This window comes from Streptomyces sp. ADMS (assembly GCF_033441795.1).
Lineage (GTDB): Bacteria > Actinomycetota > Actinomycetes > Streptomycetales > Streptomycetaceae > Streptomyces.
This window is the reverse complement of record NZ_JAVFVX010000109.1, coordinates 1-23769: the sequence shown is the minus strand read 5'-3', so window position 1 is coordinate 23769 and position 23769 is coordinate 1. Positions and strand designations below refer to the sequence as shown.

The 23769-nt window shown below is 69.9% G+C and carries 21 protein-coding genes; 15 read left to right on the top strand and 6 right to left on the bottom strand.

Features of this window, described 5'->3' with window-relative positions; all coding sequences use genetic code 11:
• Positions 1-207: 207 nt before the first annotated feature.
• Positions 208-1404 carry a helix-turn-helix domain-containing protein gene (locus tag RB628_RS32720; RefSeq protein ID WP_318324242.1) on the bottom strand — a complete coding sequence of 399 codons (1197 nt, stop codon included), beginning with the start codon at positions 1402-1404 and terminating at the stop codon, positions 208-210.
• Between the two features lie 133 nt (positions 1405-1537).
• Between RB628_RS32720 and RB628_RS32715 the strand changes: the two genes are divergently transcribed.
• The 5 genes from RB628_RS32715 to RB628_RS32695 all read left to right on the top strand — a co-directional run bounded on the left by RB628_RS32715 (position 1538) and on the right by RB628_RS32695 (position 6379).
• A complete protein-coding gene (locus RB628_RS32715; RefSeq protein ID WP_318324241.1) occupies positions 1538-2464 on the top strand; it encodes a proline dehydrogenase family protein in 927 nt (308 codons plus the stop codon).
• A 218-nt stretch (positions 2465-2682) separates the two neighbouring features.
• Entirely contained in the window at positions 2683-4314 is a 1632-nt protein-coding gene (gene pruA / locus RB628_RS32710) for an L-glutamate gamma-semialdehyde dehydrogenase (protein WP_318324240.1), read from the top strand.
• A 44-nt stretch (positions 4315-4358) separates the two neighbouring features.
• On the top strand, positions 4359-5342 hold the full coding sequence (locus RB628_RS32705) for an alpha/beta fold hydrolase (RefSeq protein WP_318324239.1): 984 nt from the start codon (positions 4359-4361) through the stop codon (positions 5340-5342).
• A gap of 105 nt (positions 5343-5447) precedes the next feature.
• Positions 5448-5987 carry a GNAT family N-acetyltransferase gene (locus RB628_RS32700; protein ID WP_318324238.1) on the top strand — a complete coding sequence of 180 codons (540 nt, stop codon included), beginning with the start codon at positions 5448-5450 and terminating at the stop codon, positions 5985-5987.
• Positions 5988-6247: 260 nt separating this feature from the next.
• On the top strand, positions 6248-6379 hold the full coding sequence (locus tag RB628_RS32695) for a hypothetical protein (RefSeq protein ID WP_318324237.1): 132 nt from the start codon (positions 6248-6250) through the stop codon (positions 6377-6379).
• 10 nt (positions 6380-6389) lie between these two features.
• Here the strand turns inward: RB628_RS32695 and RB628_RS32690 are convergent, their stop codons facing one another.
• Positions 6390-7958, bottom strand: a complete 1569-nt coding sequence (locus tag RB628_RS32690; protein ID WP_318324236.1) for a metallophosphoesterase family protein — start codon at positions 7956-7958, stop codon at positions 6390-6392.
• Between the two features lie 141 nt (positions 7959-8099).
• On the opposite strand from RB628_RS32690, the gene RB628_RS32685 reads away from it, so the two are divergent.
• From RB628_RS32685 to RB628_RS32655, 7 genes are all read left to right on the top strand, one after another.
• On the top strand, positions 8100-9140 hold the full coding sequence (locus tag RB628_RS32685; RefSeq protein ID WP_318324235.1) for a 3-isopropylmalate dehydrogenase: 1041 nt from the start codon (positions 8100-8102) through the stop codon (positions 9138-9140).
• A 279-nt stretch (positions 9141-9419) separates the two neighbouring features.
• Positions 9420-10508: a branched-chain amino acid aminotransferase gene (locus RB628_RS32680; RefSeq protein ID WP_318324234.1), complete on the top strand. Its 1089-nt coding sequence runs from the start codon at positions 9420-9422 to the stop codon at positions 10506-10508.
• A gap of 147 nt (positions 10509-10655) precedes the next feature.
• Entirely contained in the window at positions 10656-10946 is a 291-nt protein-coding gene (locus tag RB628_RS32675; protein ID WP_318324233.1) for a hypothetical protein, read from the top strand.
• 106 nt (positions 10947-11052) lie between these two features.
• Entirely contained in the window at positions 11053-11235 is a 183-nt protein-coding gene (locus RB628_RS32670; RefSeq protein ID WP_318324232.1) for a hypothetical protein, read from the top strand.
• A gap of 310 nt (positions 11236-11545) precedes the next feature.
• A complete protein-coding gene (cimA, locus tag RB628_RS32665) occupies positions 11546-13150 on the top strand; it encodes a citramalate synthase (protein WP_318324231.1) in 1605 nt (534 codons plus the stop codon).
• Between the two features lie 149 nt (positions 13151-13299).
• Positions 13300-16326, top strand: coding sequence for a glycoside hydrolase family 3 N-terminal domain-containing protein (locus RB628_RS32660; RefSeq protein WP_318324230.1), 3027 nt, complete (start codon positions 13300-13302; stop codon positions 16324-16326).
• Between the two features lie 105 nt (positions 16327-16431).
• Complete coding sequence (locus RB628_RS32655; protein ID WP_318324229.1) at positions 16432-17793, top strand: hypothetical protein; 1362 nt, start codon at positions 16432-16434, stop codon at positions 17791-17793.
• Between the two features lie 208 nt (positions 17794-18001).
• Here RB628_RS32655 and RB628_RS32650 read toward each other — a convergent pair whose 3' ends face one another.
• The gene (locus RB628_RS32650; RefSeq protein ID WP_318324228.1) at positions 18002-18787 is read right to left on the bottom strand and encodes a serine protease; all 786 of its coding nucleotides are present in this window, start codon (positions 18785-18787) and stop codon (positions 18002-18004) included.
• A gap of 199 nt (positions 18788-18986) precedes the next feature.
• Positions 18987-19484, bottom strand: coding sequence for an N-acetyltransferase (locus RB628_RS32645; RefSeq protein ID WP_318324227.1), 498 nt, complete (start codon positions 19482-19484; stop codon positions 18987-18989).
• 323 nt (positions 19485-19807) lie between these two features.
• On the opposite strand from RB628_RS32645, the gene RB628_RS32640 reads away from it, so the two are divergent.
• Positions 19808-20305: a YdeI/OmpD-associated family protein gene (locus tag RB628_RS32640; protein WP_318324226.1), complete on the top strand. Its 498-nt coding sequence runs from the start codon at positions 19808-19810 to the stop codon at positions 20303-20305.
• Positions 20306-20425: 120 nt separating this feature from the next.
• On the opposite strand, the gene RB628_RS32635 is transcribed toward RB628_RS32640, so the two are convergent.
• On the bottom strand, positions 20426-21043 hold the full coding sequence (locus RB628_RS32635; RefSeq protein WP_318324225.1) for a YceI family protein: 618 nt from the start codon (positions 21041-21043) through the stop codon (positions 20426-20428).
• A gap of 312 nt (positions 21044-21355) precedes the next feature.
• Between RB628_RS32635 and RB628_RS32630 the strand changes: the two genes are divergently transcribed.
• A complete protein-coding gene (locus tag RB628_RS32630) occupies positions 21356-22963 on the top strand; it encodes an acyl-CoA carboxylase subunit beta (protein ID WP_318324224.1) in 1608 nt (535 codons plus the stop codon).
• Positions 22964-23034: 71 nt separating this feature from the next.
• Complete coding sequence (locus RB628_RS32625) at positions 23035-23226, top strand: acyl-CoA carboxylase subunit epsilon (RefSeq protein ID WP_318324223.1); 192 nt, start codon at positions 23035-23037, stop codon at positions 23224-23226.
• 175 nt (positions 23227-23401) lie between these two features.
• Here the strand turns inward: RB628_RS32625 and RB628_RS32620 are convergent.
• Positions 23402-23769, bottom strand: a 368-nt coding sequence (locus tag RB628_RS32620) for a GTP-binding protein (RefSeq protein ID WP_318324222.1), incomplete at its 5' end; no start/stop codon positions are given.

Genomic DNA, 23769 nt, shown 5'->3' with positions numbered 1-23769 from the left:
AGATCTGGCGGCTCACCGGCAAGGACTGACCAGCGGCGGATCCCGCTGAGTCTCCCGGTCACGCCGGCACAAGCAGAAAGGCCCCGCTCGCGAGCAGGGTCCGAAGGCAAGAGGGCCACGACACCCGGTCGTGGCCCTCTTCTGCGCCGTGGGCCACGGAATCGGGTACTCGCCGCGCAGCGTCAACCCGCGGATGCCGGCCAGGTTCTACAGCCGCGCCCCCTTCAGCGCCATGTGCAGCAGCAGGCGGTCCTCCCCGTCGTCCAGGTCCAGGCCCGTCAGCTGCTCCACCCGTGACAGGCGGTAGTACAGCGTCTGCCGGTGGATACCCAGCTCCGCGGCCGTGCGGCCCGCCTGCCCCGCCCGGTCGAGGTACACCTCGGCGGTGCGGGCCAGTTCCTGGTGGGCGGGGGAGAGCAGGGCGCGTACGGCGGGGTCCCGGGCCGTGTCCGGGGGCAGCGCCGTGAGGAGGCGGTACGGGCCGATGGCGCCCCACTCCGCGACCGGCCCGAGACGCGGTTCCGCCAGGGCCGCGCGGGCCGCCGCCGAGGCCTCCTGCCAGGCGCCGTCCAGACCGGCGAGGCCGGTGCGCGGGGCGCCGACGCCGGCCGCGCGCGCACTCTCGGTCTCCTTCACCAGCCGGGTCGCCGCCGTCAGAGCCGGGGCGGGTACGTCCGTCGCGCGCAACCGGATCAGCAGCGCCAGGCTCTGGGCCGCCGTGCCCCACGGCACCGTGCACACCGCCGTCGCGTGCGGCACCGTACGGGCCGACGGGGCGTCGTCCGGATCCGCCGACGGCCAGGGCGTCACGCACACCACCGCGTGCGGGCCCTCGCCGCGCGCCCCCAGGGCCGTGCGCAGCGCCGCCACGGCCATGTCCCGCTGCCAGCCGCGCTCGGCGGTCAGCACTGCCCGGAACTCGCGGGTCAGATCGGCCCCCGCCTGCGCCTCGTCGGCCAGCAGCGCGCCGATCCGGGCCGTCACCTCCATGGCCGCCGTCAGCTGTTCCGCCGAGGGACCGGGATCGTCGTCCAGCAGCCAGACGTAGCCGAGAACGACACCCCGATGGCGTACGGGAAGACAGATCCGCCCCCGGTAGACGCCCGCCTCCGGGGTGGGCGGGATACGGACCGGGCCGGTCGCGCGCGTGATGCCGAAGCCCTCGAACCACGCCCGCACCGCCGAGGTCGAGCGGCGGGTCAGGATCGAGCGGGCGCGGACGGGGTCCAGCGCCGACGCGTCCAGCTCGCCCTCACTGTCGTACGCGCCGAAGGCGAGCAGCTCGAAGTCACGGTTCTCCAGCGTCGCGGGGGCGCCGAGAAGCTCCGAGATGTCGTCCACCAGTTCCTGGTAGTCGCCGTGATGGTCGCCGCTCGTCTGGCTCATTCGGGCATTCTCGCGCATTTCCGCACCGCTTTCAGACATCTGTATGAGATCTGCGGCACGGATGCGTGACAGCTGTCGATGGCTCACGATCGGAGGGATCCTTAGGTTTCACGGTGGTTCTCCGTCTACCGGCCTTTTGTGGAGGTGCCCCGTGCTGGGTCCCGTGATTCTCGCCGCCTCGCGCAGCGACCGGATGCGCCGGCTGATCTCGGCCGCCCCGGTGACCGGGCCGGTCGTCGACCGCTTCATTCCCGGTGAGACGGTCGACGACGTCGTACCGCTCGTCCAGGACCTCACCGACCGGGGCCTGGAAGTCACCCTGGACGTGGTCGGCGAGGACATCACCACCCCCGCGCAGGCCGCTGCCGCCCGGGACGCCTATCTGGAACTGGTCGAGCGGCTCGGCGAGCTGGAACTCGGCACCCGCGCCGAGATGTCGGTCAAGCTGTCGATGTTCGGGCAGGCGCTTGAGGGCGGCCATGAGCTGGCCCTCGCCAACATCCGGCCCGTCGTCGAGGCAGCCGCCGCGATCGGAACGACGGTCACGCTCGACGCGGAGGACCACACCACCCTCGACTCGATGTTCGCCATCCACGAGGAACTGCGGAAGGACTTCCCGCAGACCGGCTGCGTCATCCAGTCCTACCTGTACCGGACCGAGGCCGACGCCCGCCGCCTCGCCGGCAGCGGCAGCCGCGTACGGTTGGTGAAGGGCGCGTACAACGAGCCCGCCGAGGTCGCGTACCAGCAGAAGCCGGAGACCGACAAGGCGTACGTCCGCATCCTGAGGATCCTGATGGAGGGCGAGGGCTACCCGATGATCGGGTCCCACGACCCGCGCCTCATCTCCATCGCCCAGGAACTCGCCCGGCGCGCAGGCCGCAAGCCCGGCGAGTACGAGTTCCAGATGCTGTACGGCATCAGGAGCGACGAGCACCTGCGGCTCGCCGCCGAGGGACACCGGATGCGCGTCTACACGGCGTACGGAACGGACTGGTACGGGTACTTCATGCGGCGGCTGGCAGAGAAACCCGCCAACCTGCTCTTTTTCGCCCGCAGCATGCTCACCCGAGGTTGAGCAATGACCGTCACCCAAGTTTTCGGCCGGGGGCCCGGCCCGTGGCGCGGCCACTGTCAGGCGCAGCGGCCCCCGGCAAGGCACAGCATGCGGCGGCCGGCCGAACGCCCAGCCGGCCTCCCCTTCCTTGAACACTCGATCCTCACCAAGGGCTGAGACCAAGGGATTTGGCCCCCGACAACACCCGCTCACTCGCCCCGCAAGGAGATTCGGAAACCATGGACGCCGTCACCCAGGTCCCCACCCCCGTCAATGAGCCGGTGCACGGCTACGCCCCCGGTTCGCCCGAGCGGGCCCGCCTGGAGGTCAAGCTCAAGGAACTCGCCGAGAACCCCGTCGACCTGCCGATGACCATCGGCGGCGAGCGGCGCATGGGCGGCGGTGAGCGTGTCGACGTCGTGCAGCCGCACCACCACAAGGCCCGCCTCGGCACCTACGCCAACGCCACCAGGCAGGACGCCCAGGACGCGATCGACGCGGCCCTCGCCGCCGCGCCCGCCTGGCGCGCGATGTCGTTCGACGACCGTGCGGCGATCATTCTGCGCGCCGCCGAACTGCTGGCCGGCCCCTGGCGCGAGACGCTCGCCGCCTCCACCATGCTCGGTCAGTCGAAGTCGGCCCAGCAGGCAGAGATCGACTGTCCCTGCGAGCTGGTCGACTTCTGGCGTTTCAACGTCAAGTACGCGCGCGACCTGCTCGCCGAGCAGCCGCCCGCCAACTCCCCGGGCGTCTGGAACCGCCTCGACCACCGCCCCCTCGAAGGCTTCGTCTACGCGATCACCCCCTTCAACTTCACGGCGATCGCCGGCAATCTGCCGACCGCGCCCGCCCTCATGGGCAACGTGGTGGTGTGGAAGCCGTCCCCCACGCAGACCCACGCCGCCGTTCTCCTCATGCGGCTGCTGGAGGAGGCGGGCCTGCCCAAGGGCGTCATCAACCTCGTCACCGGTGACGGCATCGAGGTCTCCAATGTGGCCCTGGAGCACCACGATCTGGCCGGCATCCACTTCACCGGATCGACGAAGACCTTCCAGTATTTGTGGAAGACGGTCGGCGCGAACATCGAGAAGTACCGCTCGTATCCGCGTCTCGTCGGCGAGACCGGTGGCAAGGACTTCGTCGTCGCCCACCCGAGCGCAGACCGGGCGGTCCTGAAGACGGCCCTCACACGCGGTGCCTTCGAGTACCAGGGGCAGAAGTGCAGCGCCACCTCCCGCGCCTACATCCCGGCCTCGATCTGGAACGACGGCTTCCGTGAGGAATTCGCCGCCGAGGTCGACTACTTGACCATGGGTGACGTCACCGACCTCACCAACTTCATCGGCGCGGTCATCGACGAGCGCGCCTTCGCCAAGAACAAGGCCGCCATCGACCGTGCGAAGGCCGACCCGACGTGCACGATCGTGGCGGGCGGCTCGTACGACGACTCGGTCGGCTGGTTCGTCCGCCCGACGGTCGTGCGGTGCACGGACCCGGCCAACGAGGTCTTCACCACCGAGTACTTCGGCCCGTTCCTCGCCGTGTACGTCTACGAGGACGACCAGTACGACGTGATGCTGTCCCAGATGGAGTCCGTGTCCGACTACGCCCTGACGGGCGCGGTCATCTCCGGTGACCGCGCGGCAGCCGCGTACACCATGGAGAGGCTGCGCTACGCGGCCGGCAACTTCTACATCAACGACAAGTCGACCGGCGCGGTCGTCGGCCAGCAGCCGTTCGGCGGCGGGCGCGCGTCCGGCACCAACGACAAGGCGGGCGCCCCGCAGAACCTGATGCGCTGGACGCTGACCCGCGCCATCAAGGAGACCCTGGTCGCGCCGACCGACTACACGTACCCGCACATGGGGTGAACCACCCTCGCGTACCCGGGTCATGGGCAGGGCAGACTCGGCCCATGACCTGGACGCGCGGCGAGACGGAGACCGTGCGGACCGACGACGGGACCGGGTTGTGGGCCCGCCGGTCGGGGCAGGGTGAGCCACTGGCGCTGTGCCACGGCGGGCCCGGGCTGTGGGACATGTTCGAGGACGTCACCGGACTCCTCGGGGACGTGGCCTCGGTGGTCCGCTGGGACCAGCGCGGCTGCGGGCGCTCGGACCCGTCGGACGGGCCGTGGACGACCGAGCGGGCCGTGGCCGATCTCGACGCGGTACGAGGGCACTTCGGCCTGGAACGGATGACGCTGCTCGGTCACTCCTGGGGTGCGCAGCTGGCCCTGAGCTATGCGCTGGCCCATCCGGAGCGGGTCCGTGCCCTGGTCTATGTGAGCGGCACGGGAATCGGCCCGGACGCCGGCTGGCACGACGCCTACCGTCGCAACTTCCGGGCACGACTTGCGGAGTCGCCCGAACTCCTCGCCCGCTGGAGCGAGTTGACGGCCCGTCGTCCGCAACTGTCAGAGGCGGAGGCCAGAGAGCGCGCCGTACTGCAGTGGTCGGCCGAATTCCCGGAGCGGGAGCGGGCGTTGGAGCACGCCCGGCGCATGGCCGACCCCTGGCTCGGCGTCAACTTCGCCTGCAACCGGGCCTTCAACGCCGAGCGGAATCGGACCTGGGCCCGGGTGGTGCGGTTGCGCGACTCCAACCCCGCGGAGAAGTCGGCCTGTTCGGTGACCAGGCCTCGGGGGAGGGGTGAGGTGAGGACCTGTTCGCCGGCGGGTGTCACCGTGAGGGTCGGGTGGCCGTCGGACGGGTCCAGCGCGACGACGGCCGTGGGGGATCCGGGCGGTGCCTTCACCTCCCAAGACGCAGCCGGCCCGGTGTGTGCCGCCGTGGCCGTCTCGGTGGGCAGGGCCGTCACCGCGGTGGCAAGCAGGGGCAGAGCCAAGGGTCCACGCGATCGACGTGAAGTCCCCTTCAGTCACTCAGTCATCCGATGACTATGAGGCCGGTGGGCAGAGATGAAGTCGTCAAGACGTCGTGCAGCCCTTTCTGTGCGTTGGAGGTCGGATCAATTGAGCCTCGGGATCCGGAATACTGGTGTCATGGCTCCCACGCTGCGCACCGCCCACACGGCTGACCTCGCTTCCGTCGAACTCGCCGCCGTCCGCGGGCTCTTGGACGCCACGTTCGACGGCGGCCTCTCCGCTGAGGACTGGGACCACGCGCTCGGCGGCATCCATGCCCTCGTCCACGACGGCACCGGTCTGCTCGCCCACGGCTCGGTCGTCATGCGCCGCGCGCTGCACCGGGGCCGCTGGCTGCGCGTCGGCTACGTGGAAGCGGTCGCTGTCCGCGCCGACGCCCGCCGTCGCGGCCTCGGCGGGCAGGTGATGGGCGCACTGGAGCGGTGCGTCGACGGGGGCTACGACTTCGGCGCACTGTCCGCGAGCGTCGACGGCTCCTTCCTCTACGCGGCCCGGGGCTGGCAGCTCTGGCCGGGCCGGATCAGCGCTCTCGGTCCGGACGGTGTGGTCCACCTTCCGGAGGAGGAGGGCAGCGTCTTCGTGCGCCCGGCCGCTGTCGGCTCGCTCGCCCCGGCGGACGGTCTCGTCTTCGACTGGCGGGACGGCGACGTGCTGTAAAAGGCCAGGTCGGCGGGGTGTGACCCAACCCACCGTCTCAGATAGTAGGAAGTCCGAGTAATTGTGGAGACAGATGCCCTGTCCTCACCTAGCTTTGTAGAAGCCGAACGTCTCGCTGGACCAAGCGAATGACGGGCGTGAGCCGGTACCCCGTGCAGGCAACCCCTGCGGTACCCCGCTCCCCGTCCGATCCGGCGTCTCGAATCCCCCCTCCGCGCTCCCTTCCGGGTTCCCGGTTTCTTCGAAGGAGTCGATTTCCCATGGCCGAGACGACCGTCCGCCGCCGAGTCCGCCACGTCTCCCCGACGAGCGAGTCCGAGCGCAAGAACGCCGCCGCCGCCCTCCAGCGCGCCCTCGACCGCAGGGACAACGGCGGCCAGACGGGTCACTGAGAGCAGCTCGCTACGCGCGCCGCACCTCGAAGTGGTCGATCCGCTCCCCGCTCTGCGCCAGCGCCGACACCCTGAGCCGGGGAGCCGTACCCGGTACGCCGGCCTTCGCCTCCACCGAGAGGAACGAGAAGCCGGTGTAGCGCACCCGCGACCACTCCACGGTGTCCTCGTGCCGCTCCCGCGACTTCGTCCAGTAGTAGCTCTCCACCGACTCCCGGTCGGCGGCCTTCCCCTCGAAGCTGTCCTTCACCCCGTACGGGAAGCCGTACAGGCTCTGGCCCGCGCCGCCCGCAGTGACGTACACGGTGCCGTCCCGCGTCGGGTCGGTCGACGCGCCGACCGGCACCCGCCTGCCCACCCGGCCGCCTCTGAGGGCGTCCGTCCGCTCGTACACATGGTTGTGGCCGTTGATCACCAGATCCACCTGGTGCTTGTCGAAGAGCGGCAGCCAGGCGTCCCGTACGCCCCCGTCGGAGCCGTGGGTGGACGTCGAGTACGTGCAGTGGTGGAAGAAGACCACGACGAAGTCGACCGCGTCCGACGCGCGCAGCTCGGCCAGCCGCCGGTCCAGCCACACCGTCTGGCGGCCGTCCGTGTGGCCCAGGTTCGCGGGGATCTCGTACGACACGTCGTTCGCGTCCAGCGCCACGACCCCGACGTTGCCGTAGGTGAACGAGTAGGCGCCCGGGGTGTTCCGGGGGTCGAAGCCGTTGTCCGGGAGCGACCAGCGGGCCGACTGGCCGCCGTACCCGTTCGGTGAGTACCACGCCTCCATGTCGTGGTTGCCGGTGGTCACCATCCACGGCACCGACTTCGCGACCGTCTCCGTCTGCTTCAGGAACAGGTCCCAGGCGGTCGGGTCGTAGCTGTCCGACTTCCTGCCGTGGCCGGTGACGTCGGCGTAGCAGATGTCACCGGCGTGGAGGTGGAAGGCGGGGTCACGGCCGAGGATCACCTTGTCGTTGGCGAGCGCGTCGGGCGTGACGCCCTGGTCGCCGAAGGCCGTGAACACGAAGCTCGCGGGCGCGGTCGCGGGGGCCGTGCGGAACGCGCTGAGCGTGGACCGGCGGTCGCTCGACGCCGGGTCGAAGCCCTCGTGACCGACGCCGTAGTAGTACGTCGTCCCCGGGCGCAGTCCGTCGAGGGCCGCGTGCACGTAGTACTGGTCCAGGTCGAGGCGTACGCCCGTCAGACCCGGCGTGTGCAGCGGGCGCAGTTCGGCGTCGATGCGGCGGCTCAGGTTCCCCGGCGCCGGTCCGATCCGGACGTACGGTTTCCGCACCGCGAACGGGACCTGCCAGGAGATCCGCATCTGTGTCCTCGGGTCGGCACCGAAGGCGAGGTGGCGGCCGAACGGGACGACGGCGGCGCCGGGGACCCCGCTGGTGGCGGGGGCAGCCGGGCCCGTGCCCGACGAGCAGCCCGTGAGCAGGCCGCCGCCGGCCAGCGCGCCCGCCGTCACCAGCGCACGGCGCCGGGTGAGCCGCGTCCGCAGATACTCGTACTGCTCCGCCATGCGCATCCGGCGGGCCGGCTGCGGCGGAATGCCGACGTCGGGGGTGTCCGGAGGACTGTCCATGGGGGGCAACCTTCCAGCAATCCCCAACGCCCGCCACACATACGGGTGAACGCCGGCCGAAGAGCGGTCGCCGCCGTTCACCTCATGTCCGTATCGCGGACAAGGTGTGTCATCCCATGGGACCAGGAGTACGGTGCCGGTATGTCTCGCAGCATCAATCTCGCAGTGATTCCCGGTGACGGCATCGGCCAGGAGGTCGTGGCCCAGGGGCTCAGAATCCTCTCCGCCGTCCTTCCGCAGGATGTGAAGCTGGAGACCAAGGAGTTCGACTTCGGCGCCCGGCGCTACCACGCCACCGGTGAGACCCTCACCGACGCCGACCTGGACGCGCTCAAGAAGCACGACGCCATCCTGCTCGGCGCGATCGGTGACCCGAGCGTGCCTTCCGGTGTCCTGGAGCGCGGCTTCCTGCTGAAGCTCCGCTTCGCCTTCGACCACCACGTCAACCTGCGTCCGTCGAAGCTCCTCCCCGGTGTCGCCACCCCGCTCGCCGGACAGCCCGCGATCGACTTCGTGGTCGTCCGCGAGGGCACCGAGGGCCCGTACACCGGCAACGGCGGCACCATCCGCCAGGGCACCCCGCACGCGGTCGCCACCGAGGTGTCGCTGAACACCGCGTTCGGCATCGAGCGTGTCGTCCGCGACGCCTACGCCCGCGCCCAGGCCCGCCCCCGCAAGAAGCTGGCGCTCGTCCACAAGAACAACGTGCTCGTGCACGCCGGTCACCTGTGGACGGACATCTTCAACAAGGTGGGCGAGGAGTTCCCCGACGTCACCACCGAGTACATGCACGTGGACGCGGCGACGATCTACCTCGTCACCCAGCCCGAGCGCTTCGACGTGATCGTCACCGACAACCTCTTCGGCGACATCATCACCGACCTCGCGGCGGCCGTGTCCGGCGGCATCGGCGTCGCCGCGAGCGGGAACATCAACCCGTCCGGCGAGTACCCCTCGATGTTCGAGCCCGTGCACGGCTCGGCCCCGGACATCGCCGGTCAGGGCAAGGCCGACCCCAGTGCCACCGTCCTGTCCGTCGCCCTCCTGCTGCGCCACCTCGGCTACGAGACCGAGGCCGTCCGCATCGAGAACGCGGTCACCGCCGACCTCGCGGAGCGCGGCACCACGACCCGCACGACCGAAGAGATCGGCGACGCCCTCGCTGTACGAGTAGCCGGCTGATCCGCGGCACTCACTCGAGTCTTTCGAAGCCGCCGGGTCGCATATGCACCCGGCGGCTTCTCTTATGTCCCCGCCGGGTGTCACCATCATCCCCTGGGTCGCATTCACGCCCTTTTCGTCCATGGCCCCGCCCGCGCGATAATCGAACGCGGAGCCGCGGACCGAGGGAATGCTCGGACGTCCTAACACCGGCCACCAGTCACTCGTTACTGGTCACTGGCAGTCATGGGCGTGGGGCGCGGCCCGTCACACACGAGAACCGGTGAAGGACAACCACTCATGACGACGCCCACGATCGAGCTCAAGCCCTCGGCCTCGCCACTTTCCGGCGCGGAGCGCGAGGCGATCCTGGCCAACCCAGGCTTCGGCCGCCACTTCACCGACCACATGGTGACGATCAAGTGGACCGAGGGCCGCGGCTGGCACGACGGCCGGCTCGTCCCGTACGGCCCGCTCTCCCTCGACCCCGCGAACATGACCCTGCACTACGCGCAGGAGATCTTCGAGGGACTCAAGGCCTACCGCCGGCCCGACGGCTCCGTCGCCACCTTCCGCCCGGAGAAGAACGCTCTGCGCTTCCAGAACTCCGCGCGCCGTCTCGCGATGCCCGAGCTGCCCGTCGAGACGTTCATCGAGGCCATCGACGCCCTGGTGCGGCAGGACAGTGACTGGGTGCCCGCGCACGGCGGCGAGGAGTCTCTCTACCTGCGCCCCTTCATGATCGCCACGGAGGTCGGCCTGGGCGTCAAGCCGGCCAACGAGTACCTGTTCCTGGTGATCGCGTCCCCCGCCGGCGCCTACTTCCCCGGTGGCGTCAAGCCCGTCTCCATCTGGCTCTCCGAGGACCGTGTCCGCGCCGTCCCCGGCGGCATGGGCGACGCCAAGACCGGCGGCAACTACGCGGCCTCCCTGCTCGCCCAGGCCGAGGCCGCCGAGCAGGGCTGCGCCCAGGTCTGCTACCTCGACGCGGTCGAGCACAAGTGGATCGAGGAACTCGGCGGGATGAACCTGTACTTCGTGTACGGGGACCGGATCGTCACCCCCACCCTCACCGGCTCCATCCTGGAGGGCGTCACCCGCGACTCCCTCCTCACCGTCGCCCGCGACCTCGGCTACACCGCCGAGGAGGGCCGCATCTCCATCGACGAGTGGCAGCGCGACGCCCGGAACGGCACCCTGACCGAGGTCTTCGCCTGCGGTACGGCGGCCGTCATCACCCCCGTCGGTACGGTCAAGCGCACCGGCGTCGAGTGGCAGCAGAGCGGCGGCGAGCCCGGCGAGGTCACGCTGCGGCTGCGCGAGGCGCTCCTCGACATCCAGCGCGGCACGGCCGAGGACAAGCACGGCTGGATGCGTGTTCTCGGCTGAGGGCCAGGCAGGTAGGCGGTTCTTCGGCCGCGGGCCGGTGGGGGCTGGTCGCGCCCCGCGGCGGAGCCACAGATCGATACAACCCCGCGCCCTCGGCGGTTTGGGTCGCCTCGGAGTTCGCGTCTGTCCGGGGCGGCCCTTTGCTGTGTGGCGCAGATTCCCGGCCACGTACGGGGTTCCTCGGACGCCGAGGGCCTGAACCCCGATGTGGTCCACGGCGGCGTGTGCGTACGTGATCCGCGCACCGGCAAGCTCCGCTTCGCGGGGTTCGGCGGGCTGTTGGCGGTCCTCGGCGAGGGCCGCTGGGTCTGCGCCGAGTACCAACCGTCCGCCGAGGACACCGACGTGTGGATCCACGACATCGGCACGGGAAGCGGGTCGGGTTCGGCATCGAGGTCCCCGGCGGATGCAGCGGGCAGCTCTCCGCGATCTCCGTGAGCGGCCGTTACGCCGACCGCACGCTCCAGGAGACCGCCCAGAACAACATCGGCGTCGTCTTCCCGCGCGACCGCGTCGCGTCGCCGGGTTCGTCGTTGCCGCCTTCATGCCGGAGGTGGCGGAACCCGGCAGCCAGTACGGCAAGGAGCGCCGCGTCTGCCCGCGGGACCTCAGGAAGGGCACCACCACCCTGGTCACCCCGGACGCCACCGGCGGCACCGCGACCGCCGAGGTCCTGCAGGGCCGGATCGCCGACAGCGCCGACGCGTTCCTGCGGCACCTGCGGTGATCAGCCCAGTGTTCGCATCCTGAGACGGACGGTGAGCACTGGGGAGGTCTGTGCCAGACTGCCACCGTGCTCTCGTTCGCCACGATTATTGGCAGCAGGCGCGCCGGTCCGCAGTGACCGCCACGTACGACCAGGTACGGGCGGCCATCGTCGTCTTCGACCCGCGCGCAGACCTCTCGCACCCGCGAGGGGTTTTTCGCTTTTCTGGCCCACCTTCAGCCGGAGAACGAGCGCGAGGGATCATTGGGGGACGGTGGAGCCGGTCATTCCGGTACAGACCGAGATCGACATCCTCAGGAGCCTTGAGATCATGACGGAAAGCAGCGAACTCGACGACTCGTTCCACGTCTTCGACACCACCCTGCGCGACGGCGCCCAGCGCGAGGGCATCAACCTCACCGTCGCCGACAAGCTGGCCATCGCACGGCACCTGGACGACTTCGGCGTCGGCTTCATCGAGGGCGGCTGGCCGGGCGCCAACCCGCGCGACACCGAGTTCTTCGCCCGCGCCCAGCAGGAGATCGACTTCAGGCACGCCCAGCTGGTGGCCTTCGGCGCCACCCGCCGCGCGGGCGGCAGGGCGAGCGAGGACCCACAGGTCAAGGCACTCGTCGACTCCGGCGCACCCGTCGTCACCCTGGTCGCCAAGTCCCACGACCGGCACGTCGAACTGGCGCTGCGCACGACCCTCGACGAGAACCTGGAGATGGTCCGGGACACCGTCGCCCACCTGCGCTCCCAGGGCCGCCGTGTCTTTGTCGACTGCGAGCACTTCTTCGACGGCTACCGCGCCAACCCCGAGTACGCCAAGGCAGTCGTCCGCGCCGCGTCCGAGGCGGGCGCCGATGTCGTCATCCTCTGCGACACCAACGGAGGCATGCTCCCGGCCCAGGTCCAGGCGGTCGTCGCCACGGTCCTCGCCGACACGGGCGCCCGTCTCGGCATCCACGCCCAGGACGACACGGGCTGCGCGGTGGCCAACACCCTCGCCGCCGTCGACGCGGGCGCGACCCACGTCCAGTGCACGGCGAACGGCTACGGCGAGCGCGTCGGCAACGCCAACCTGTTCCCGGTCGTGGCGGCCCTGGAGCTGAAGTACGGCAAGCAGGTCCTGCCCGACGGCGCGCTGCGCGAGATGACCCGGATCTCCCACGCGATCGCCGAGGTCGTCAACCTGACGCCGTCCACGCATCAGCCGTACGTGGGAGTCTCCGCCTTCGCCCACAAGGCGGGCCTGCACGCGTCGGCGATCAAGGTCGATCCCGACCTCTACCAGCACATCGACCCCGAGCAGGTCGGCAACACCATGCGGATGCTGGTCTCCGACATGGCCGGCCGCGCCTCGATCGAGCTCAAGGGCAAGGAACTCGGCGTCGACCTGGGCGACGACCGCGAGCTCGTCGCCCGGGTCGTGAAGAGGGTCAAGGAGCGCGAGCTCCAGGGCTACACGTTCGAGGCGGCCGACGCGTCCTTCGAACTGCTGCTGCGAGCGGAGGCCGAGGGCAGGGCCCGTACGTACTTCGAGGTCGAGTCCTGGCGCGCGATCGTCGAGGACCGCCCCGACGGCAGCCACGCCAACGAGGCCACGGTCAAGCTCTTCGCCAAGGGCGAGCGCATCGTCGCGACGGCGGAGGGCAACGGCCCGGTGAACGCCCTCGACCGCGCCCTGAAGGTGGCCCTGGAGAAGATCTACCCGCCGCTCGCAGAGCTGGAGCTGGTCGACTACAAGGTCCGCATCCTGGAGGGCAAGCACGGCACGCAGTCCACGACCCGGGTCCTCATCTCCACCTCGGACGGCAAGGGCGAGTGGTCGACGGTGGGCGTCGCCGAGAACGTGATCGCCGCGTCGTGGGAGGCGCTGGCGGACGCCTACACGTACGGGCTGCTGCGGGCGGGCGTGGAGCCCGCGAAGTAGGGAGAGGGTTCCGGGCGAAGTGGCCCGAGGCGTGTTCGGCACCTTGACGGTTCAGAGGGGCACTTGTTGACTCGCGGCGTGTTCCCAGCCGAGAGCACACGCAAGGTGTTCAAGTGGGCTAAAGGACTCCGAGAGCCGAGGGAAGGTCCATGCGACGAACCGCCCTGCTCGTCTCCGCCACTTTGCTGACCGGGCTGCTGCCCCTGGCCGCCGCCGGCACGGCGGCCGGGGCGGACGACCCCGTCCCCGTCCCCGTCGACCGCTTCGAGGGCGAGGTCCCCTTCGCCTCCCCGCCCGCCGAAGGCATCTTCACCTGGGGCGGCGACACCGACGACCCGCCCCGACTCGCCCTCACCGAAAGGGCCGACGCACCCGAGGGCGCCAGGGTACTCACCGGTACCCACGACATCAGCGGTTACGGCGGCTTCACCCACGACTTCGCCTTCGCCGAGCCCGCCCATGACTGGTCGGCGAGCAAGGGCATCCGGTTCTGGTGGGAGGGCCGGGACAACGGCAGGAAGGTCAGCTTCGAGCTGAAGGACGGCGGCGCCAACGGCGAGGCCTCCGAGCTCTGGACGACCTCCTTCACCGACGACTTCACGGGCTGGAAGCGGATCGAGATCCCCTTCACCGACTTCGTGTACCGCACGGACTACCAGCCGGTCGGCGGCATCGACCAGATCCTCGGCCTCACCGAGACCTGGGGGTACGCCCTCACGCTCCCCGCCGGGATCAGCGACCGGTTCGCCATGGACGGCGTCGAGTTGTACGGCAGGGCGGATCAGTCGCTGCGCGCGTCCGTCACCACCGGCTCGGCCGTGTACCCGGTGAAGGAGGGCGGCACGGCCACGGTCGGGGTCACCGTCGGCACCACCGGATCCGCCCCGCTCGCCGACCCCGTGACCGTGACATACGAGACGACGACCGGCGGCACGGCAACGGACGGCGCCGACTACACCCCCGTCCACGGCGAGCTCACCTTCCCCGCGGGCACGGCCTCCGGCACCTCCCGCACGATCCAGGTCCCCACCCGCAAGGACAGGCCGGCGGAGTCGGCGGAGACGATCCCACTCAAGCTCACGGTCACCGGAGCCAGGGCCCCGGCCGAGACCCCGCAGATCGTCATCGACGCACACGGACTCCCGTACCTGAACGGCAGGTTGCCGGTGAAGCAGCGCGTCGCCGACCTCCTCTCCCGGATGTCCCTGGCGGAGAAGGCCGGTCAGATGACCCAGGCCGAGCGCGGCGCAGTCGCGGCGACACCCGGTGACATCGCCTCCTACGACCTCGGCTCACTGCTCTCCGGCGGCGGTTCGACGCCCGTGCCCAACACCCCGGCGGCCTGGGCGAAGATGATCGACGGTTTCCAACTCCGGGCGCAGGCAACGCGGTTCCAGATCCCGTTGATCTACGGGGTGGACGCCGTGCACGGCCACAACAACCTCGTCGGTGCCACGATCCTGCCGCACAACATCGGCATCGGAGCCGCCCGCGAACCCCGACTCGCGTACAAGGCAGGCGAGGTGACGGCAGCCGAAGTCCGGGCCACCGGCATCCCGTGGGACTTCGCGCCCTGTCTCTGCGTGGCCCGCGACGAACGCTGGGGGCGGACGTACGAGTCGTTCGGTGAGGACCCGGCGCTCGTCGAGCAGATGGAGACGGTGATCCAGGGCCTCCAAGGGCGGGCGAACGGAACGGATTTGAAGGACAACGACAGGGTCCTGGCCACCGCCAAGCACTTCGTGGGCGACGGCGGTACGACGTACGGTTCTTCCACCACCGGCTCCTACACCATCGACCAGGGCGTCACCGAGGTCACCCGGCAGGAGCTGGAGGCGGTCCACCTGGCCCCGTACCAGGACGCCGTCGACCGGGGTGTCGGCTCGGTCATGCCGTCCTACTCCTCCCTCGACATCGCCGGGGACGGCCAGGGACCGGTGAAGATGCACGCCCGCGCCGACATGATCAACGGCGTGCTGAAGGACCGTATGGGCTTCGACGGCTTCGTCGTCAGCGACTGGCAGGCCATCGACCAGATCCCCGGCGACTACGCCTCCGACGTCCGTACGTCCGTCAACGCGGGCCTCGACATGATCATGGTTCCGTACGCCTACCAGGACTTCCGCACCGCCCTCGTCGCCGAGGCGAACGCCGGCCGGATCAACGCGAAGCGGATCGACGACGCCGTCTCCCGCATCCTCACCCAGAAGTTCAAACTGGGCCTCTTCGAGCGGCCGTACGCCGACACGAGTGGCGCGGCGGACATCGGATCGGCCGAACACCGGGCGGTGGCACGGGAGTTGGCCGCGAAGTCACAGGTGCTGCTGAAGAACGCCGACAGTGTGTTGCCGTTGAGGAAGTCCCAGAAGGTGTACGTCGCCGGATCCAACGCCGATGACATCGGCAGCCAGACCGGCGGCTGGACCGTCACCTGGCAGGGCTCCTCCGGGGACATCACCGAGGGCACGACCGTCCTGGAGGGCATGCGGAAAGCCGGCGGCGACGTCACCTACTCGAAGGACGCGTCCGCCCCGACCGACGGCTTCGACGTGGGTGTCGTGGTCGTCGGCGAAACCCCGTACGCCGAGGGCATGGGCGACGTCGGCAACGGCAACGACCTGGAGCTGACCGACGCCGACAAGGCAGCGGTCGACACGGTGTGCGCGGCGATGAAGTGCGCGGTGCTGGTCGTCGCGGGGCGTCCGCAGCTCATCGGTGACCGGCTCGGCGGCATCGACGCCCTGGTCGCCTCCTGGCTGCCGGGCACCGAGGGCGACGGCGTCGCCGACGTGCTCTACGGCAGACGGGCGTTCACCGGCCAACTCCCTCTCACCTGGCCGAAGTCGGAGGCCCAGCTGCCGATCAACGTGGGTGACACGGCGTACGATCCGCAGTTCCCGTACGGCTGGGGGCTCACGACGAGGACCAGGATCCCGGAGGGCGGAGAGAAGACCCTGAAGGCGCTGTCGGTCGCGGCCACCGTGGCCGAGAGGGCGCACGACGAGAAGGCGGGACGCACGCTCGTCACCCACGCACGGCTGATCGTGCAGGCGAGGATCGGGCAGGGCCTCACGGCGGCCGCCGCCAAGCCCTTCGCCGACGCCGACCATCTGCTGCTGACGGGCCGGTACGGCGCGGCCGCGGAGAAGCTGAGGGCCGCGTACCGGGCGGCCTGAGCGATACGGCAGCGGTCCTGGTGGGGAGACGGAGGGGCGGAGCAAGCGGAAACCCTCACCAGGACCGATGTCCGTTTCTCTCCTGATTCGGGTAGCTTCGAAGATATGAAGGCCGTACTGGTCCGTTCTCTCGTACGCCTGCTGCTGGTGCCCTTCGTCGCGACGCTCGCGGCACTGGCGCTGCTGACGGCCGCCGCGCCCGGCGCCCGGGCGGCCACCGATCTCTCCAGGGTCGCCGAAGCGCTCCGCGCGAGCCCGGTGTACGTGGACCCGGCCGCCTCCGACCTGCTGTCCGCGTCCGACGCCGACGCGCTCGCCGCCAAGATCAAGGACGCGGACAAACCCGTGTTCGTGGCCGTTCTCCCGGCCGACTACCCCGCCGAGAACCTCTTCACGAACCTCCGTACGGAGACAGGCGTCACCGGGCTGTACGCCGTTCGCCTCGGCGACCTTTTCGACGCGCGGGCCGACGGCGGCGTGCTGAGCGCCTCGGCGGTCGACAACCTGGTGACGGCGGTGCGAAGTGCGGGTGATCCGAAGGCCCAGCTCAACGACTTCGTCGACGCGGCGCTGCGCGGCGACGTCGGTGGGTCGGCGCCCGCCACCTGGAGCGGCTCCGGTGGCGGCGACGGGGTGGACGCCGGTGCGCTGACCACTGTCGGCGTGATGCTGGCGGTGGGCGGTGCCGGCACGTACGCACTGGTCCGGCGCAACCGCGCGCGGCACGAGGAGGAGCGGCGGGCCGCGCTCGCCAAGCTGACGGTCGTCGTCGACGAGGACATCACCGCGTTCGGCGAGGAACTCGACCGCCTCGACTTCCACCCCGCCGAGACGGGCGCCGACGACGCGATGCGCGCGGACTACGAACAGGCGCTCGACGCGTACGACAAGGCGAAGTCGCTGATGGCGGCGACCCGGCGGCCGGAGGAGGTGCGCGCGGTGACACAGACCCTGGCGGACGGCCGCTTCTCGCTCGCACGACTGGCCGCGCGCCGCGAGGGCCGCCCGCTGCCCGAACGCCGTGGCCCCTGCTTCTTCGACCCGCGGCACGGCCCGTCGGTCACCGACGCGCCGTGGACGCCGGCGGGGGCCGCACCCCGCGAGGTCCCGGTCTGCGCGGCCGACCAGGCCCGCCTGGCCGACGGCAACGACCCGGCGGTCCGCGAGGTGGAGACCGCCTCAGGACCCCGCCCCTACTGGGACGCGGGCCCGGCGTACGGCCCCTGGGCGGGTGGCTACTTCGGCGGCGGCATCCTGCCCGGCCTCCTCGTCGGCACGATGCTCGGCGGGATGATGGCCACCCCGTCGTACGCCGCCGACTACGGCGAGGGGTACGGCGACTTCCGGGACCCCGGCGGCTACGAGGGCGGTGACATGTCCGGCGCGGACTTCGACTCCGGGGACTTCGGGGGCGGGTTCGGGGGAGGGGACTTCGGGGGCGGCGGGGACTTCGGCGGGGGCTTCTGAGCAACGCCGGCCGGGATCTTCCAGCCCCTCCGGCGTGTGAGCCGCGGGTTCGGGGGCGGAGCCCCCCGAGGACGGGACGGGTAGGGGCGGCGGGGACGACTCACCCTGCCGGCGTCAGCCCCCACGAGGTACGGGTACGGGCCCGGCGCAGAGAACGCCGGGCCCGTGGACGTCGTACGAAGTGCGGAGTACGGAAATGCCGTGCGCGTCAGAGAGTCGACGCCGCCGAGGCGATGGCCGAGGCGAAGGCCGAGACCTCGGTGTAGACGCCCGGGGCATTGGCGCGGGCGCAGCCGTCGCCCCAGCTCACGATGCCGACCTGGACGAAGGCACCGGCGTTGTCCTTGCGGAACATCGGGCCGCCGGAGTCGCCCTGGCAGGTGTCGACACCGCCCGAGGCGAAGCCGGCGCAGATCTCCTCGCCGGCGACGAGCCCGCTGTAGTAGCCGCCGTACGCCCTGCAGGTGGCGTCGTTGATGAACGGCACCGTGGCCTTGAGCATGTAGCGCTGCTGGGCGCCGTTCTCACGGGCCGCACCCCAGCCGGCCACGGTGAAGTCGCCGGTGTTGTACTGCGTGGTGGTGGCGATCTTCAGCGTCGGCAGGTTGATCGGCTGGGCGAGCTTGATCAGCGCCCAGTCCTTGCCGGTGCCGTTGTAGCCGGGGGCCTGGAGGACCCGGGTCGACCTGACCTGGACGCGCCCGGAGGTGGACTGGAGGTCCACGACACCGGCGGTGGCCGTGATGCTGGTGTTGGCGCCCGAGCCGTTCACACAGTGCGCGGCGGTGAGCACGATCTGCTGCGTGTAGAGCGCACCGCCACAGCCCATGGAGAGCCGGACCATGAACGGGAACTCGCCCTGCGCGGCACGGGTTCCGCCGACGACGGGCGCCGGAGCGGCCTCCGCGGAGGAGAGCGGCTGAAGGCTGATGATCGCGAGCGCGGCGGCGCCGGCGGCCGTGGCTCTCTTGAGCGCGGTGATGAGCTTTTTCAACGTGATGCCTTCCGTGGGGGGTTGGACATACGCAGAAATGTCAGGCTCATGCCAAACGTACGGACGGAAGGGAAGTCGTGCGCTTGCTGGCATGAGCTGGTCAAAATCTGTTGAAGGATTATGTGAACGCTGTGAGCGCCCCCACAAGGGGCGAAATCCGGCCGACGGTATCGAGTCGACCGGATGGGTCCGACAGGAGTTATGCGCCGGCGTCGGGCAGCCGCAGCCACTCCGCCCAGGACAGATCACGCCCGATGAACCGAGGCCGTACGAAGGGCCACTCCTCGGCGATCCACTGCGGTACGAGGGAGTCGAGTGCCCGCTCTGCCGGACCCCCCACGGCACCGTCCGCAACCCACCAGGAGACCTCGGCGTCGGCGCCGGCCTTCTCGGGCGGATCGATGTAGACACACCCGAGTTCGACGCTCTCGTCGTCGTTGAGCAGCACGTAGTTGAAGGACTCGTGGGCGTCGATCTCGGCGGCGTGCCGTTCCAGATCGGCGAGATTGGCCTCGTACGTGATGGTGGCGGCGGGCCACCCCCAGGCCTCCCCGAAGATGCTCCACAGCCGCTCGCGCGAGCCCATGACGGTCGGGTAGTCGATGGCCGCGTCGGTCCCGCGAATCGGCCGCAGGTGATACCCGCCGGGTACGTCGACGTGCAGCGGGTGGGTGAAGTCGCGGGGGAGCCAGGTCATGCTCGGAGGTTAGCTGGCGGGTGGGTGCGTCGCACCGGGTTGACCGGAGGTCAGGCCCGGTCGAGGAAGGTGGCCGCACAAGCCGACGAGGTGCCGTACGGCATCGGGTTTCGGGTTCGTCGCCGGCTGGGGCGTCGTCCGGATCGCTGGCAGCCAGGGACCGCTCGATCAGAGTGACCGCTTCGTCCTGCGAAAGCGAGTCGAGAGTGATCGACCGCGCGGTCGGACGGCCTCGACGGCCTACCGGTCAACCTCTTCCCCGATGCCCCCGCCCTCGACGCCTGGCTCGCAGCCCACTGCGCCCGCAGCCCCGCGGCCTCTGGGTGAAGGTCGCCAAGAGGGGCTCGGGTCTGCCCTCCGTCACCGCCGCCGAGGTCAACGACATGGCCCTCTGTTACGGGTGGATCACCGGTCAGCGCAGGAGCCTCGACGCCTCCCACTTCCTCCAGAAGATCACCCCGCGCCGGCCGGGCAGTCAGTGGTCGATGGTCACCGTGCGGAGGGTACCGGAGCTGGTGGCGGCCGGGCTGATGCGGCCCGGTGGCTTCGCGGAGGTCGACGCGGCCAAGGCGGACGGACGGTGGGAGGCGGCGTACGAGTCCCAGCGCAACGCCTCTGTCCCGGACGACCTCGTCGCCGCGCTGGAGCGCGACCCTCACGCCAAGGCGGTCTTCGAGGCGCTCGGCAGGACGGAGCGGTACCAGGTCGTCCTGCCGCTGCTCAAGGCGCGTACGCCCGACGTCCGGGCCGCACGCCTCGCGGCAGCCGTCGCCGGGCTGGCGGAAGGGCGACAATCCCGGACCCCGACCCTGAGCGAGTAGTTGGAGCACCATGCACGTCCGCCCGCCCGGTCGAGTACTGACCTGACCAGGCGGGCGGTTCGTGTTCGTCTCCCCGTCGCAGGCGCCGATGTCCCGGCGCCCGAAGCGGTACGCGTCGTGTCACGCGTTCCTGATGGCCGAGATGTCGAAGTTCAGCTTGATCTTGTCCGACACCAGCACCCCACCCGTCTCCAGCGCCGCGTTCCACGTCAGACCCCACTCCGAGCGCAGGATCTCCGCCTTGCCCTCGAAGCCCACGCGCTCGTTGCCGAACGGGTCCTTCGCCGCGCCGTTGAACTCCAGGTCGATGGAGATCGGCTTGGTGGTGCCGAGGATCTCCAGGTCGCCGGTGATGCGGTAGTCGTCGCCGCCCAGGGACTCCGCCTTGGTGGAGCGGAACGTCATCGCCGGGAACTCGTCCGTCCGGAAGAAGTCGGCGCTCTTCAGGTGGCCGTCACGGTCGGCGGAGCCGGTCTCGATGCTGTCCATCTTGATGTCGAGGGACGCCGTCGAGTTGGCGGGGTCGGTGCCGTCGAGGTGCAGGGTGCCCACGAAATCCTGGAAGCTGCCCTTGACGTTCGTCACCATGGCGTGCCGGGCGACGAAACCGATGGTCGTGTGGGACGCGTCGATCGTGTAGTCGCCGGTCACCGCGGCGAGGCCGGGGCTCACCGCGGTCGCGACGGACGAGGTGGCGGTGTCGCTGTCAGCGGTGCTTTTGCGGGCGAAGATGCTCATGGTGTGACTCCCTGGGGACGCTTTGTTGAATCTTTAATCAGTCCAACGAGGTGAACCATAGCCCCATTCCGTTCAATGTTCAACTTTATTCGTGGAGTGTTCGTGGCGTTACTCCATGTGTCGTGGTCTCGCCCGGCGGGGCAGGGCTGTCGCAGTGACGTCTTTGTGTGACTCCTACAACCCGCACGCCCCCTGAGCAGTCGGGTCGGCTGCATGTCGGCGTTGTTCTGTTCAGGGGCACCAGGAAAACGCGCCGGAGACTGTACGGAGTCGACGGCCCGGTTTTCTCGCTCGGCTTCGTAAGGTCACTACATGACCGTTTTGGATGAGGTGCAGGGTGAGTCCACGGGCGAGCCGACGGGGGAACCGACGGACGCACGCGGGCGCGTGGCCGAGCTGCACGAGATCCGTGCGCAGGCACTGGCCGGCCCCAGCGAGAAGGCCACCGAGGCGCAGCACGCCAAGGGCAAGCTGACCGCTCGGGAGCGCATCGAGCTGCTCCTCGACCCGGACTCCTTCAACGAGGTCGAGCAGCTGCGCCGGCATCGGGCGACGGGCTTCGGTCTGGAGGCCAAGAGGCCGTTCACGGACGGTGTGATCACCGGGTGGGGCACGGTGGAGGGCCGTACGGTCTTCGTGTACGCCCATGACTTCCGTATCTTCGGCGGCGCGCTGGGCGAGGCCCACGCCACCAAGATCCACAAGATCATGGACATGGCCATCGCGGCCGGGGCTCCGCTGGTGTCGCTCAACGACGGCGCAGGCGCCCGTATCCAGGAGGGCGTCTCGGCCCTGGCCGGCTACGGCGGCATTTTCCAGCGCAACACCAGGGCCTCGGGGGTGATCCCGCAGATCAGTGTGATGCTCGGCCCGTGCGCCGGCGGCGCGGCCTACTCGCCCGCCCTCACCGACTTCGTCTTCATGGTCCGCGAGACCTCGCAGATGTTCATCACCGGTCCGGACGTCGTCAAGGCGGTCACCGGTGAGGAGATCACCCAGAACGGCCTCGGCGGTGCCGACGTGCACGCCGAGACGAGCGGTGTGGCGCACTTCGCGTACGACGACGAGGAGACCTGCATCGCCGAGGTCCGCTACCTCCTCGCGATGCTTCCGCAGAACAACCGTGAGAACCCGCCGCGCGCCGAGTCCGAGGACCCCGCCGACCGGCGAAGCGAGATCCTGCTGGACCTCGTGCCGGCCGACGGCAACCGGCCGTACGACATGGCCAAGGTCATCGAGGAGATCGTCGACGACGGCGACTTTCTCGAGATCCACGAGCGCTGGGCCCGCAACATCATCTGCGCGCTCGGCCGCCTCGGCGGTCAGGTCGTCGGCATCGTCGCCAACCAGCCGCAGAGCCTCGCCGGCGTCCTGGACATCGAGGCATCGGAAAAAGCTGCACGTTTTGTTCAGATGTGTGACGCTTTTAATATCCCGATCGTCACGCTGCTGGATGTCCCCGGGTTCCTTCCGGGTGTCGACCAGGAGCACGGCGGAATCATCCGGCACGGCGCGAAGCTCCTGTACGCCTACTGCAACGCGACCGTTCCGAGGATCTCGCTGATCCTGCGCAAGGCGTACGGAGGCGCGTACATCGTCATGGACAGCCAGTCCATCGGCGCCGACCTCACCTACGCCTGGCCGACGAACGAGATCGCCGTGATGGGCGCTGAAGGTGCCGCCAACGTCATCTTCCGCCGCCAGATCGCGGACGCCGAAGACTCCGAGGCGATGAGGGCTCGGATGGTCAAGGAGTACAAGTCCGAGCTGATGCACCCCTACTACGCCGCCGAGCGCGGTCTGGTCGACGACGTCATCGACCCGGCCGAGACGCGCTCGGTGCTCATCAGGTCGCTCGCGATGCTGCACACCAAGCACGCCGATCTGCCCTCGCGAAAGCACGGCAACCCCCCGCAGTGATCCCCGCTCGGTAACCCAGCGGATCCTTCGCGGTCCCCCCGCGGAAACCTCTCTCACGGAGACTGTGACCTATGAACACCTCTGACATTCGCGTCGAGAAGGGCCATGCCGAGCCCGAGGAGGTCGCCGCCATCACGGCGGTCCTGCTGGCTCGCGCGGCGGCGACCCCCACGGCCGCCCCGGCCCGCCGCGGACGCCCGAAGGCCGGCTGGCGCCGCCTGGAGCGCGAGGGCGGCTTCCGCGCCCCGCACAGCTGGCACTAGCCCGTACGACGGCAGAAGGGCCCCTCTCCTGAGAGGGGCCCTTCTGCCGTGCCCCAAAGGGGCGCGGGGCCGTATCGATTCGCGACTCCGCCGCCATGGGCGCGACAAACCACTGGGCCGCCGCGGACGGCATCGAAACCGTCCGTGGCAGCCCAGTAGCCGCAAGAACCGTCTACTACCGCAGGCGAGCCATCAACGCGTGCTCCACGAGAGTGATGAGCGCACTCTTCGCGTCCGCACGGTGACGCGCGTCGGTCGTGATGATCGGTGTGTCCGGCCCGATCTGCAGAGCCTCCCGCACCTCGTCCGGGTTGTACGGCTGGTTCCCGTCGAACCCGTTCAGCGCGATCACGAACGGCAGGCCGCTGTTCTCGAAGTAGTCGACCGCCGGGAAGCAGTCCGCGAGGCGCCGCGTGTCCACCAGAACGATCGCACCGATCGCGCCCCGGACCAGGTCGTCCCACATGAACCAGAAGCGGTCCTGGCCGGGCGTACCGAAGAGGTACAGGATCAGGTCCTGGTCCAGGGTGATACGGCCGAAGT

Bases quoted from the DNA above. Each gene is read 5' to 3' on its own strand.
- RB628_RS32720 (WP_318324242.1), bottom strand. From the start codon at position 1,404: ATGCGCGAGAATGCCCGAATGAGCCAGACGAGCGGCGACCATCACGGC.
- pruA (WP_318324240.1), top strand. From the start codon at position 2,683: ATGGACGCCGTCACCCAGGTCCCCACCCCCGTCAATGAGCCGGTGCAC.
- RB628_RS32705 (WP_318324239.1), top strand. From the start codon at position 4,359: ATGACCTGGACGCGCGGCGAGACGGAGACCGTGCGGACCGACGACGGG.
- RB628_RS32700 (WP_318324238.1), top strand. From the start codon at position 5,448: ATGGCTCCCACGCTGCGCACCGCCCACACGGCTGACCTCGCTTCCGTC.
- RB628_RS32695 (WP_318324237.1), top strand. From the start codon at position 6,248: ATGGCCGAGACGACCGTCCGCCGCCGAGTCCGCCACGTCTCCCCGACG.
- RB628_RS32690 (WP_318324236.1), bottom strand. From the start codon at position 7,958: ATGGACAGTCCTCCGGACACCCCCGACGTCGGCATTCCGCCGCAGCCG.
- RB628_RS32685 (WP_318324235.1), top strand. From the start codon at position 8,100: ATGTCTCGCAGCATCAATCTCGCAGTGATTCCCGGTGACGGCATCGGC.
- RB628_RS32680 (WP_318324234.1), top strand. From the start codon at position 9,420: ATGACGACGCCCACGATCGAGCTCAAGCCCTCGGCCTCGCCACTTTCC.
- RB628_RS32670 (WP_318324232.1), top strand. From the start codon at position 11,053: ATGCCGGAGGTGGCGGAACCCGGCAGCCAGTACGGCAAGGAGCGCCGC.
- cimA (WP_318324231.1), top strand. From the start codon at position 11,546: ATGACGGAAAGCAGCGAACTCGACGACTCGTTCCACGTCTTCGACACC.
- RB628_RS32660 (WP_318324230.1), top strand. From the start codon at position 13,300: ATGCGACGAACCGCCCTGCTCGTCTCCGCCACTTTGCTGACCGGGCTG.
- RB628_RS32655 (WP_318324229.1), top strand. From the start codon at position 16,432: ATGAAGGCCGTACTGGTCCGTTCTCTCGTACGCCTGCTGCTGGTGCCC.
- RB628_RS32645 (WP_318324227.1), bottom strand. From the start codon at position 19,484: ATGACCTGGCTCCCCCGCGACTTCACCCACCCGCTGCACGTCGACGTA.
- RB628_RS32635 (WP_318324225.1), bottom strand. From the start codon at position 21,043: ATGAGCATCTTCGCCCGCAAAAGCACCGCTGACAGCGACACCGCCACC.
- RB628_RS32630 (WP_318324224.1), top strand. From the start codon at position 21,356: ATGACCGTTTTGGATGAGGTGCAGGGTGAGTCCACGGGCGAGCCGACG.
- RB628_RS32625 (WP_318324223.1), top strand. From the start codon at position 23,035: ATGAACACCTCTGACATTCGCGTCGAGAAGGGCCATGCCGAGCCCGAG.